Annotated in this window: 6 protein-coding genes; 3 read left to right on the top strand and 3 right to left on the bottom strand. The window is 65.3% G+C overall.

Translation table 11 applies throughout. The features are described 5' to 3' along the window. Positions 1-41: 41 nt before the first annotated feature. Complete coding sequence (locus ACZ1II_RS05995; protein WP_465143506.1) at positions 42-548, bottom strand: Ros/MucR family transcriptional regulator; 507 nt, start codon at positions 546-548, stop codon at positions 42-44. A gap of 342 nt (positions 549-890) precedes the next feature. Between ACZ1II_RS05995 and ACZ1II_RS05990 the strand changes: the two genes are divergently transcribed. Continuing rightward, on the top strand, positions 891-3,554 hold the full coding sequence (locus ACZ1II_RS05990) for a glycoside hydrolase family 2 TIM barrel-domain containing protein (protein WP_465143505.1): 2,664 nt from the start codon (positions 891-893) through the stop codon (positions 3,552-3,554). Between the two features lie 85 nt (positions 3,555-3,639). Here ACZ1II_RS05990 and ACZ1II_RS05985 read toward each other — a convergent pair whose 3' ends face one another. After that, positions 3,640-5,898, bottom strand: a complete 2,259-nt coding sequence (locus ACZ1II_RS05985) for a TonB-dependent receptor (protein ID WP_465144536.1) — start codon at positions 5,896-5,898, stop codon at positions 3,640-3,642. A 155-nt stretch (positions 5,899-6,053) separates the two neighbouring features. Then, on the bottom strand, positions 6,054-8,186 hold the full coding sequence (locus ACZ1II_RS05980; protein ID WP_465143504.1) for a prolyl oligopeptidase family serine peptidase: 2,133 nt from the start codon (positions 8,184-8,186) through the stop codon (positions 6,054-6,056). A gap of 249 nt (positions 8,187-8,435) precedes the next feature. Here ACZ1II_RS05980 and ACZ1II_RS05975 point away from each other — a divergent pair, with 249 nt between their 5' ends. Together ACZ1II_RS05975 and ACZ1II_RS05970 are read left to right on the top strand one after the other, a co-directional pair. Next, positions 8,436-12,254, top strand: coding sequence for a LamG-like jellyroll fold domain-containing protein (locus tag ACZ1II_RS05975; protein ID WP_465143503.1), 3,819 nt, complete (start codon positions 8,436-8,438; stop codon positions 12,252-12,254). After that, positions 12,254-12,910 carry a LamG domain-containing protein gene (locus ACZ1II_RS05970; protein WP_465143502.1) on the top strand — a complete coding sequence of 219 codons (657 nt, stop codon included), beginning with the start codon at positions 12,254-12,256 and terminating at the stop codon, positions 12,908-12,910. Before ACZ1II_RS05975 ends, ACZ1II_RS05970 begins: the two co-directional genes overlap by 1 nt. The last annotated feature ends 3 nt before the right edge of the window (positions 12,911-12,913 follow it).

Genomic DNA, 12,913 nt, shown 5'->3' with positions numbered 1-12,913 from the left:
AGCGCTCCTTTTCGTTTACGCCGATGCGATCGGCCGAGCGGTCAGTCCGCCTTGATGCCGAGCTTGCGGCGACCTCTGGCCTTCGGAGCGGGCTTTTCCGGCGCGGTTTCGACGACAGGCTCTTCCTTGGGGGCTGCCTTTGCCGCCTTCGGCTTGCGTCCGCCTTTCTTGCCAAGGCCGATTTCCACGGCGAGGGCCTGGCGCTTGGCCGCATAGTCGCTGCAGACCATCGGATAGTCCGGCTTCAAGTTCCAGCGCGCGCGATAGTCATCCGGAGTGAGGCCGTGCGTGGTCAGAAGATGGCGTTTGAGCGATTTCAGCTTGGTTCCGCATTCCAGGCAAGTAATCGCATCCGGTTTGACCGAAGAGCGGATCGAGACCGCGGGCGAAATCTGTTCCTCTACGATTTCGGGCGGCTCACCCAGGCCTGCTAGCGAGGCATATACCGATGTAATCAGCTGAGGAAGCTGTTCCGCCGATACGGGATTGTTGCCGACATGGGCTGTAACGATATCGGTGGTGAGTTCCAGAAGCGCTTCTTGTGGCATGTCGATGTGCTACCCGCCTGTTTTTGAAAATGTGCCCTTGCAGATAACAAACACCGTAATCTCGTCGTTGCAATACTTTTGTGAACGATTTTCTTCATTTATCTACAGATGTAGGCGAGAATACAGCGGCTGCGCGGCAGTTTTGGGTCATGTCCGAGATAATATGCGTACGACATATTCGGTGTTTACCCACTCCGGAATCGACGAATCTCGAAATGCGCACCTGCCGGAAAGTAGGACTGGAACGCCGCTTCGGCGGGAAATTCTCGTACAAGTTGTATTCGGCACCGAGTGCTGCAACATTCGCGGCGCATAAGAACCGGAACAGTCGGGGAGAGAAACATGTCGTGTAGAAGCCACGCCTGCCGCATCCATCTGCTTGCCATGACTTGCGTGCTGTCGCTTGGTTTCTCATCCACGCATCTCGAAGCGCGCGAGACCACGCCTTTGCTCGCAGACTGGTCCTTCCATCTCGGTGATCTTCCGCCAGCGGTGCGGGATGTCGGTTTCGATGCCTCGGCCTGGGAAAGGGTCGCGCTTCCGCACAGTTGGAACCGTATGGGCGGAACCGCGCAGCGGCGCGAGGACTATCAGAACGTCAAGGGCGCGGGTTGGTATCGGCGCAGTTTCCGTACGCCCGAAAAGCTGGGGAACCGGCGCGTCTGGGTCCAGTTCGATGCGGCAAGCGTCGTTGCCGAAGTATGGGTCAACGGGGTGCTTCTTGGCCGCCATGCCGGGGCTTTCGCGGGATTCCGGTTCGACGCCACGAAAGCGCTGAAGGCTGACGGTGACAACGTGCTGGTCGTGCGGGTGGACAACAGTTCGCCGCGCGAGAAAGGGTCGCCGACCGCAGACGTGATCCCGATGAACGGCGACTGGCCGATGTACGGCGGCCTCTACCGACCCGCCTCGCTGATCGTGACCGGCCCGCTGCGGATCGCGATGGAGGACTTCGGGGGACCGGGCATCTATGCAGGCACGGTGTCCGTGGAAGGCCGCAAGGCGCGCGTTCGCGTGCTCACACGGCTCGAAAACGACCTGGCGCGTTCCTCCGGAGGCACCGTCCATACCCGGATTCTCGACCGCAAGGGCCGGGTGGTCGCCAAAGCGGACGCGGCCTTCGAGATTGCCGCAGGCGTTGGAACGACGGCGCGCGCGGACCTTGAGAGCGTGCTGGATGTAGCCGATCCACGCTTGTGGGACGGGCTCCGCGATCCTTATCTGTACCGCGTAAGCGTTCGTCTGCTCGACCATTCCGGGCATCAACTCGATGAGGTCGAGCAGCCGCTGGGCATTCGCACGATGCGGATCGATCCGGAGACGGGGTTCTGGCTCAATGGCCGACATGTGCCGCTTCACGGGGTATCGCGCCATCAGGATCGGCCGGGCAAGGGCTGGGCCATCACGGCGGCGGACATCGCCGAGGACACCGCGATCATCAAGGAAATCGGCGCCAATACGGTGCGCCTCGCCCACTATCAGCATGCCGACGAAGCCTATCGGCAGATGGATGAAGCAGGCATGGTCGTCTGGGCGGAAATCCCCCTCGTCGACCGTTCGGCACCCTGGTACTCGGAAACGACGACCGAGGCTTTCGCTGCCAATGCCGAACGGCAATTGCGCGAATTGATCCGGCAGGAATACAATCACCCTTCGATCGCAGTCTGGTCGATCGCCAATGAGGTCAATCTGGAAGCGGCCAAGGGGCGGGGCACTTCGCACGCGCGGCCCTTGCTGGAGCGCCTGCAGACGGTGGTTCATTCCGAGGACCCGCTACGCCCGGCCACGCTTGCCGACTGCTGCGGGACCATCGCGGAGGAGAACCGGCCGGGACTGGACAGCGTGGCCGGAATTACCGATGTGATCGGCTACAACCGCTATCATGGCTGGTACGGCAATACCGTGGATTTGCTGGGCCGCGATCTCGACCGGGTCCACGCCCGCTTTCCGCGCCAACCGATCTCGATCAGCGAATATGGAGCAGGCGGAGCGCTGACCCAGCATACGGACGATCCGCAGGGCGGCCCGATCGCCGCGTTCGGGCGGCCCCATCCCGAGGAATTCCAGAGCTGGCTGTTGGAGGAAAGCTGGAAGCAGATCGCCGCGCGTCCCTATGTCTGGGCGAGTTGGGTGTGGAACATGTTCGACTTTTCCAACGAGTTGCGGCTGGAAGGGGACCTGACCGACACGAATGACAAGGGCCTCGTCACTTTCGACCGCCGGACTCGCAAGGATGCATTCTATTTCTACAAGGCCAACTGGTCCGGGCAGCCGACCGTTCATCTGGCGCAGCGGCGCCATGCGGCGCGGGCCTATCCTGTGGTGGAGGTGAAGGCTTATGCCAATACCGGGACGGTCAGCCTCATTCTGAACGGGAGGCTGCTGGGAGAGGCGCAGTGCGATACCGGCATCTGCCGCTGGCCGGGTGTCGTGCTTGAGCCAGGCGAAAACCGGCTTGAGGCGAGTGGAACGCGGGAAGGGGCCAGGGTTTCCGATGCGGTGACCTGGACTTTCGAGGGAAAGCCGGGCCTCTACCACATTCGCGCGGGGACCCTGGAGGAGAAGCGGGCGTCCGATGGCGTACTCTGGGGTTCCGACGTTTTCTGGACCGGCGGCAAGGGACATTTCCGAGATCGACCCTCCATGTCGCGGGGCGGGGAGCCGGGCCCGGAGCAGCCGGTTTCGAAGGCGGCGAACCAGGCCGCTTACGGAAGTTGGCGCGAGGGTGATTTCGGCTATGCCATCCCGGTTCCCAACGGACGTTACACGGTACGCCTGCATTTCTTCGAGCCTGATGAAACGATCGCCGTGGGGGCGCGGCAGTTCGAGGTTCTGGCGGAAGGGCGCGCGGCGGCGCGGATCGATGTGCGCCGCGAGGCCGGAGCCTCGTGGACGGCGCTCGTGCGCCAGATCGAGGTTCGCGTGGCCGATGGCAAGCTCGATCTGTCGTTTCGCCCCATTGTTGGTTCGGCGATCGTTTCCGGTATCGAAGTCCTGCCCGAGTGACGGCGGCATGCTACGCCATCTGTGCTTCTCGCCAACGCCCGGTGGTTTCTGATCCGCCGGGCGTTGGCGAGCTCGGTGGCATGTTCTAGAAGCGGTAATCCCAGCTCAGCGTGAAAGTCCGCCCGCGACCGGAGAAGAAGGCCAGTTTGTCGGTCGGCAGGCGGGTGTCGCTGCTGTAGTCGATGTAGAACTTGTCGAAGAGGTTCTGCACGCTCAGGCTGAGGCCGCCGAGGTCGGTCTGGTAGCGCAAGCTGGCATCGGTAACGGCATAGCCACCGAAGTTGTTGCGCTGGTCCGGCTGGGGTTTGCCGGCATCGGCATGGAAGGTCCGCGACAGGTAGAACTGCGTCTGGACGAGCGCCGAAATCCGCCCCTTCGCATAAGTCGCATTGAGGTTGACGCGGTCCGGCGAGATGTTCGAACCGTCGAGATCGGTATCGACCACGCCGTCGGGATTGGTGGAATCGCTGTCGTAGCGGCCCTGGATATGGGCATAGCCGATCCCGGCGCGCAGGCCCTCGATCGGCAGCTGCGCCTTGAGGTTGATCTCCAGCCCCTGGATTTCGACCCGCTGGCGCTGGACGTCGAAGGTCCGGTCGGGCCGGGCGATCAGCAACTGGCCCTTGTCGCTCGACGACCAGAAATAGGCGACCGCGGCGTCCAGCGGGCCGCGCTTTACCTCAAGCCCGATTTCGCGGTTGTTGGTGACGATCGGCGAAATGTCGAGATAGTCGTCGAGGTCGATGCCGCTGCGGTTCAGCGAGCGGGTGATGCGCCCGATGTCCGGCGCTGTGAAGCCTTCGGCATAGCTCGCATAGGCGCGGATGCCCTGCCAGGGTTCGAGGATCACGCCGCCGTTCAGCAGCAGGTCGCTGAACTTGGGCTTGCCGCCTTCGACCGCCACGCCGCCATAGGTGGAGAGGCCGCAGGGCGTTCCCGCCGGAAGCGAGGCGGAGCAGGCGACGAACGTGGTCGAGGGCAGCGTGTGGTAATCGTCGATCTTGATCTGGACGTTTTCCCAGCGCGCGCCGCCCGCGAGGCGCAGCTTGCCGCCCAGCAGTTTGAGATTGAGCTGGCCGAACGGCGCGAGGCTACGGAAGTCGCTCGGCGGCACCCAGACGCGGCCCGTGGCGATCAGCGCCTGCTCGGTCTTGTCGAACAGGGCGTCGAAGCCGACGATCGCGGTCAGGTCTTCGAAACCGGGCACCGTCCGTTCGTAGCTGAACTTGCCGCCGAGCTTGCGCGAGCGGTTCTGCGACTGGTCGAACAGGGTGCCGACCGGGGCGAGGGTGGGGTCCTGGAAGGTCGCTTGCGGGTTGATTTCGCCGCCGAAGGTGTCGTGGGTTCGGTTGAAGAACAGCTGGGTGACGAGGTTGCCGCCGCCGAGGTCCTTGTCGGTCAGCGACAGCGCCAGACTTTCGGTGCGGCTTGCCGCCGACTTGCCGGGAGGATCGCCGCGCACGGCGCTGGTCGGCACGAACGTGGGGTCGGCAGCGGTCGGGCGACGGCCCTCAAGCGCGATGAAATCGCCGTCGCCCTTCATCTCGAACCGGCTGGCGATCAGGTCGACGCGGGCGCTGGACGAGAGTTCGTATCCGAAGCGCGCGAAGAAGTTCGTCGTCTTGGAGTCCTGGGTCTCGCCCTGGGTCAGGTTGAGGCCGACCCGGCGGCCCTGGCCGTCGTAGTAGACGCCGCGGTTTTCATAGGTCGCGCCGATCGTGGCGTCGAAGGCGCCGGTCTTGTACTGGAGCAGGCCGCCGCTCTTCCAGCCGAGGCCGTCGCCGCGGAAGTCGTTGTCGGCGGTGCCTTGCAGCAGGACGCGGCCGGACAGGCCTTCCTTCTGCGGCGCGCCTACCGTCACCTGATTGACGATGCCGCCGGTGCCGCCGATGCCCTGAAGGGCGTTGGAGCCGAAGATCAGCTCCACGCGGTCGATGAAGAAGCCGTCGATGGTGAAGCCGTCGCGGCTGCCGTCGCGCAGCGGCGTCGATTGCGGAATGCCGTTGATCGCATAGAGCGGCGAGCGGCCGCGCAGCGTCTCGCCCGCGCCGGAGAGCTTCTGGCGCGTCGGCGAGAAGCTGGGCGTGAGCGTGGCGACGGCATCGGTGACGGAGCCGCTGATCGTCAGCTGCTGATCGAGGGTGTCCTTGCCGATGATGTCGATGGTCAGCGGCAGGGCCGAAGGGGGCAGCGCCGAGCGTGCGGCGGTGACGACGATAGCCTCACTTGGAGCCTCGCCCGGCTTCTCGTCGCCTTGCGGTTCCGCCGATTGCGCGAGTACCGGCGCCTGAGCCGAGACGATGGAAACGAAAGCGATGCCTGCAGCAAGCCGGGCAGCGACGATTGGACGCACCGAAAAATCCCCCTGATTGATCTCTATTGGCACGCGCCCCTAATGATGATGCGAATGAAAATCAATCTCATCTTATGGCCGTTGCGCAAAACAAATGGGGCCGCGCTGGCGGCCCCATCCGGGTCATTCGGTGCTGGGGGTGATCGTTATTCGCCGTCCGGCCCCATGAGCTTCTGACTGAGGTAGGTCACCCAGAGCGCGGCGGTCTTCGCCGACTGGCGAATGTCCGCGCCGGAGCCATGGCCGCCTTCGGTATTCTCGTAGAAGTAGAACGGCAGGCCCAGTTCCTCCATCCGCGCTGCGAACTTGCGGGCGTGCTGCGGGCCGACGCGGTCGTCGCGGGTGGTGGTGAAGATATAGGGCTCGGGATATTTCACGCCCTTGCGCAGGGCGTGGTAGGGCGAGGTCTTGAGCCAGAACTTGCGGGCTTCGGGATCGGCATAGACATCGCCGTACTCGCCCTGCCAGCTCGCCCCGGCGGCGATCTTGCTGATGCGGATCATGTCGAGCAGCGGCACCTGGATGACCACGGCATTGTAGAGTTCGGGGAACTCGGTCATCTCCACGCCCATCAGCAGGCCGCCGTTGGAGCCGCCGATGATGCCGAGGCGGCGGGGCGAGGTGATCTTGCGCCCGATCATGTCGCGCGCGACGCTGGCGAAGTCGTCATAGGCGACCTGGCGCCTGGTCTTGAGCGCGGCCTCGTGCCACTCGGGGCCGAACTCGCCGCCACCGCGAATGTTCGCGACCGCGAAGGCGCCGCCGCGTTCCATCCAGAGCTTGCCCTGGATCGTCGCATAATAAGGCGTCGAGCTGGACTGGAAGCCGCCATAGGCATTGAGCAGGACCGGCGTGGAGCCGTCGAGTGGGATATCCTTGCGGTGGACCAGGAAGTAGGGGATCGCGGTGCCGTCGGTCGATTTCGCCTCGCGCTGCTCGACGACGAGGCCCGCCGCGTCGAAGCGGGCGGGCAGGCTCTTGACCGGCTGGGCCGTGCCCGAGGCCGCATCCACCAGATAGAGCGTGTCGGGTGTGGTGAAGCCTTCCGCCGAGGCGAAGGTGAGATTGCTGCGGCTGTCGGCGGAACCGAAGTTCAGCGCCAGCTTGTCGGGCAGGGGCAGGCTTGCCGTGGTCCAGCCGCCGTCGGATTTTGGGGCCAGCGAGAGCAGCCGCCCGTTGACGTTGTCGAGCACCGAAAGCAGCAGGCGGTCTTTCGTCGCGGAAATCCCGTCCAGCGCTTCCTTCGGCCCCGGTGCCCAGGCGAGCGTGGCCCTGATCGCTTCGGGATGGGCGCGCACGGCCTCCAGCGGCGCACTCGCCACGGCGCCGCTCGGCAGGTTGCCCCAGGCTTCGTCGAGCCGGAACACGACGCGGCCGGAGACGAGCCCGGCGACCGAGACCTTCTGCGGAATGGCCAGTTCATGGACCTTGCCGTCGCTGCCGATGATCAGGCTCTGCTGGTGGAAGAAGTCGATGCCGCGCGAGATCAGGGTGAGGCTGTTGCCCTGCCCGTCGTGCATCACCGCCGGGAACGAGCCGACGTCGCTCTTCTGACCGCGATAGATTTCGACGGCCTCGGACAGCGGTCGCCCGCGAGTGACGCGCTTGATGACATAGGGATAGAGCGATTCCGTCACCTCGCCCGGCGTCCATTCGGTGGCGACCAGCAGGTGGGCCGCGTCTTCCCAGGTCACGCCCTGCTTGGCGCGGGGGGTGTGGAAACCGCCTTTGACGAATGTGCCGGTGGCGAGGTCGAACTCGCGGACTTCCACGGCATCCTCGCCGCCGTCCGACAGCGAGACGAGGCAGAGCCGCTGCTCCGTCTCAAGACAGTCGGCGCCCTTGTAGACCCAGCTCTTGCCCTCGGCCTTGCCGAGCGCGTCGATGTCGAGCACGGTTTCCCATTGGGGCTGGGCGCCGCGATAGTCGTCCAGCGAGGTGCGCCGCAGGATGCCGCGCAAGTGCTGCTCGTCCTGCCAGAAATTGTAGATGCGCCCGTTCAGGAACATCGGCGCGGGGATGCGGTCCTTGGCGCCGTAGATCGCGAGGGCTTCGTCGTAGAAGGTCTTGTAGCGGGGATCGGCTTCGAGCCGTTTCTCGGTGGTGGCATTGTGCGCGGCAACCCAGTCCATCGCCTGTTTGCCGTCGAGGTCTTCCAGCCAGATCCAGGAATCCTTGGGGTCCCGCGGATCGGCCGGGGCCACCGGCGCGGCGAAGATGGGCAGCGCGCCGAGAAGGGCGAGCGAAGTGGCAAGCGCAAGGCGCGTGATCGATTTCAAGCGAAAGTCCCCGGAAAGTGTCTGCGCGGAACCCTAGCCGTTGCCGATCATCATGCAACCGGCTGAAACGGCGGGAGGAGACGGGGTAACAGCCATTGACACAAGTTCATCCTGCGCCCGGCAAGGAAACGGGGTTGATCGAAATGATACCGGTGTCATAAGGTTGTGCAAGAATGGAGATCGGGAAGAGTATGCTCCCCGGCCCGGCAAGGGAGAGATATCGGCGTGTCGCATTCCGGAAGGCCTATCGTGACCCGGCGGGTCTGTTCGCGGATCGCTCTGGCGGCGGCCTGTCTGGCGGGGAGCATCGCTGCGCCTGCTCTCGCGCAGGACGCGGACGGCCTGCTGTTCCGGGCGCCGCTCGACAGCGGGTTCGATGCGACGGTTTCGGGCGGCGCCGCCGCGCCCAATTTCCGGAGCGACGTTGCGATCGTGCCGGACGGCGCGATCGGCGGGGCGGGGCGGTGGTCCGACGGCGTCTATGTCGCATGGGAAGCGCCCGGCAACATCTATGCCCAGCGCGGCACCCTGTCGTTCTTCTGGCGCAGCCATGCCCCGGTGGGCGAGGCGCCTTTCGTGATCTTCCGGGCCAGCGCGGGCGACCATTCGAGCTGGGACATGGCTTTCCTGCGCATCGACTGGAATGGCCACGGCTTCGACGCTTTCGTTACCGACGCCAATCTCTCGCGGGTGCGGGTCAGCTGGGCACTGCCGGAGACGCTATCCCCCGATGCCTGGCACCACATCGCCTTCGCCTGGGACGAGGACGAGGGCGTCAGGCTGTTCTGGGACGGCCGGGAAGTCGCCGCGAAACGGCAGGCGGCGGACCTCGACATGGCGCTCGACCAGTTCGGTCTCGCGGGCCGCGTGATCGCGCCGCATCAGGTGCAGAGCCGCTACAACTTCATGCGCGGCTCCGATCTCGACGATATCCGCGTCTACGATCACATGCTGGAGGGCGCGCAAGTGGCGCGGCTGGCGGCGCGGCAGGAGGTCGCCCCCGCCGCCTCGGCGCCGGACTTGCGCAAGGCCTGGCTCCACCGCTTCGGATGGGACACGCAAAGCCCGCCCGTTCTGAAGGACAAGGTCACGGCGATCCGCAAGGTCGAGTTCGCCGATGCCAAGGACCTCAAGGAATGGATGTGGAAGGGCATCGACGGCATTGCCGAGACGACCTGGCCGGGCGTCTACAACCGCTCGCGCCTGCCGGGGCGCGACGACTATTTCCAGCTTCCGGACTGGAATGTCTATGTCGAGGGCGGCAAGACTTATGAGCTGACGGTGCCGCAAGGTGCCGCCTTCAACCGCGTCGAGATTCGCGGCGCGGCTTATGGCGCGCTGGAGTGGTCGCCGGACGGCAAGTCCTCGTGGGGCAAGCTGGCGGCGCGGCCCAAGGGCGTGGTGCGCTCGATCACCGATACGCCGACGAAGACCGGCGGCAGCTTGCGTTTCACCAATGTGATGCAGGAACAGCCGATCCAGGAAATCTGGGCCTACGACATCCACGCGGGAGAGGTGCCCAAGGGAACTTTCCAGCTCAGCTATACGGTGCGCGCCGATGCGGCCTCGGACCTTGGTGCGCTGGAGCGGCTCAACGCGCATATCGCGGGTCGCTATCCGGCGAACGAGCGCTCGACCGTGGTGGCGCTGCCGACGAGCGGGGTGAAGGCGGCGGTCGGCGCGGGTAGCGCGGGGGCATCCGGAACGGCGAGACGCAGCGGGCAGGACCTGCCGCTGGTCCATGTGCTGATCCCCTCGAACTTCGGCGACGCGCCTGCGGATCGCCCTTTGGCGCGGGCCTGGAACTACGGCTGGGAGAATGTCCACGACGGTCTGGACGGCGTGGCCATCGATCTCCCCGCGATCGATGCCAAGCCCAATGCGCAGGGCGTGATCCCGCTCGACATCCGCGTGAAGGACCCGATCTGGCCCGACCGCGACATGATCGACGTGCAGGTCTCGGTCCGTCCCGGCGAGCCGCGCACGCTCTGGCTGGACCTCCGCGACCGGATCCTGACGGCGGACAGCCTCTATCTGACAGTCGCGTCCGCCGCGCCCGATTTCGGTGCGAAGTCGCTCGACGGCATGACCGTGCGAATGGTGTTCAAGGACCGGGAGGCGGCCAAAACGGAACATGTCGCCGACCGCTTCAACCAGGTGAAGGACAACTGGGCTTTCCTCGTGGAAGAACACACCGCTTCCAAGCGGGCCGGTCTCTATCGCCGCCTCTACGGCGACATCACCGACTTGCTGCGTGTCGATCCCGGCAATCTGGAGGCGCGGCGCTACTGGGCGGATATCGGCTATTCGGAGGACCAGCTGCCGCCCTTCGCTCAGCCCGAGGCGCCTTCGGGCGTGCCGCTCTGGGCCTTCCGCCAGCTGGAGGACCTGAAGCTTACGCGGCAGTTCGTGAACTGGTGGATCGATAACCGGCAAGTGCCTTATGGCGATTTCGGCGGCGGCATTTCCGACGATACCGACCTCACCCAGCAATGGCCGGGCCTCGCGCTGATGGGCGTCGATCCGGACAAGATCAACGCCTCGCTGCGGGCGCTCTCGGATGCGGTCTACAAGAACGGCATGATTGTCGATGGCCTCAGCGCCATCACCACCGACGAACTCCACGTCTACGAGGAGGGCATCAATTCCGACGCCGAGCGGCTTTACCTCAACTGGGGCGAACCCAAGGCGGTCGAGCGGATGATGGCCACCGTCAAGGCGCTGGGCAAGGTGATCCGCCGGAACCCGGCGGGGCACATGCACCTCGCCTCCAGCTGGTACGGTGGGCGCCGGATCTACAGCGACGAGCCATGGGCCTGGCAGAAGCCCTATGGCTTCGTCATCATGCACACCCCGGTTCTGCTGGGCACTTTCAACGCCGATCCCACCGCGCGGGGACTGGTGACGGGGCTGATCGACGGGCTGCTGGCGCATGGCAAGCAGGGCGTGGACGGGTTCTGGACTTTCCCCAACGACATCAGCTTCCCCCACGACAGCGAGCGCGCGGGCGACGGCGGCGGGGCATCTTTGCCGATGCAGTCGGCCTGGGCGGCCTGGCGCTTCACCGGGGACGACAAGTACTTGCGCCCGGTGCTCGGCCGGGTCGGCAAGGGCAATTTCGGCGCGCTCGGCGAGATCAACGAGAATGCCCTGACCGTGCTTGGCCAGCGTGCCGCCATGAAGGACGCGGTGCTGCGCAAGGCCGAAGGCGGCGACGATTTCGCCCGGTTCGAGGCCTGGAACACCACCGGCGACAAGGCCTGGCTGGAAGCGCTCAATGCCCACGGGATCGCCGACAAGAGCCAGCATATGTATATGTATACCGAGGGCCACTGGTGGACCGACCGCGTGGATGCGCCGAATGAGCATCTCCAGCGCGAACGGCTCGGCGGCATCGCCCTCAAGCGCAACCAGACCTATCCGGGCAACGCGGTAAGCTGGCGCTTCGCCGATCCCGAGGCGGCGGTGAAAGTTGCGATCCTGGTGCGCGATGCGACGCCGGAGCAGTTCACGGTCATCGCCTACAACACGACCGCGACGGAGCAGCGCGCGGACATGGGAACGTGGAACGTGGTGGCGGGGACCTGGGAAATGACTCAGAGACTGGCCGCGAACGGCGGGGACAAGGCGCAGGGCGATATCGTTACCCATGCGGTCGAACTGGAACGCAGCGGTTCGCTGCCGGTCTCCTTCGCGCCGGGGGCCACGACGGTCATGACCTTCCGCCTTAAGCAGAAAGCCGAAGTCCAGCCCGAGCATCGGCCCGACCTCGGTATCGGCGTGGGTGACGTGGTTCGCAAGGGCAACAAGCTCTCGGTGACGGTCCATAGCCTCGGCTCGGTCGCCGCGCCGGGCGGGACGCTGACTCTGGAGACGGCGGAGGGCAAGGTCCTCGCTTCCGCCCCGGTGCCCGCGCTGGCGGCGCCGAGCGACCTTGCGGCCAAGACGGCGACGGTCTCGCTCATAGTCCCGGCGGGGGCGCCAGAAGTGCTGCACGTCAGGGTTTCGACCGGCGCACCGGAAGTGACCCGGCGCAATAATGTCGTGATCCTCGGGGAGGCGCAGTGATGCGGCGATGGGGCCTTGCCTTGCTGGTGCTGACGGCGCTGCCCGCCTCGGTACAGGCGAAGCAGCAGGTCTGGAAGTTCGACCGTCTCGACCGTATCGGCGGGCTGGCCACACAGGTCGTCGGCGAACCCAGAGTCGAGCACGGCGCTGTCGTTTTCGACGGACAGGACGACGCGATCTACCTGCCGCGCCACCCGCTGGCCGGTGCGCGGGCCTTCACCGTGGAGGCGGTGTTCCGGCCCGACGGCGGCGCGTTCGAGCAGCGCTGGCTCCACCTCGCCTCCGACGATCCGGCGAACCAGACGCGCCTGCTGTTCGAAATTCGCGTGGTCGGGGATGAATGGTATCTCGACAGCTTCATCAAGGGGAGAGGGTATGCGCAGGTCCTGATCGATCCGGCGAAGCGCCATCCGATCGGCCGCTGGTATCACGTCGCCCAGACCTTCGATGGTACGACCTACCGCAGCTATGTCGATGGGGTGCTCGAAGGCGAGGCGAAAGTGGTGGGCTTCGTGCCGCAGGGGCCGGGGAACAGTTCGGTCGGTATGCGCTACAACCGGGTGAACTTCTTTCACGGCGCCGTAAGGATGGTTCGCTTCACCGACCGGGCCTTGTCGCCCAAGCGCTTTTCCCTGCCGGTTTCGCGTAAGGAATGAGGG

It is taken from the genome of Novosphingobium sp. BL-S-20, assembly GCF_055521635.1.
The sequence above is the reverse complement of the archived record's forward strand: the minus strand, read 5'-3'. Positions and strand labels throughout refer to the sequence as shown.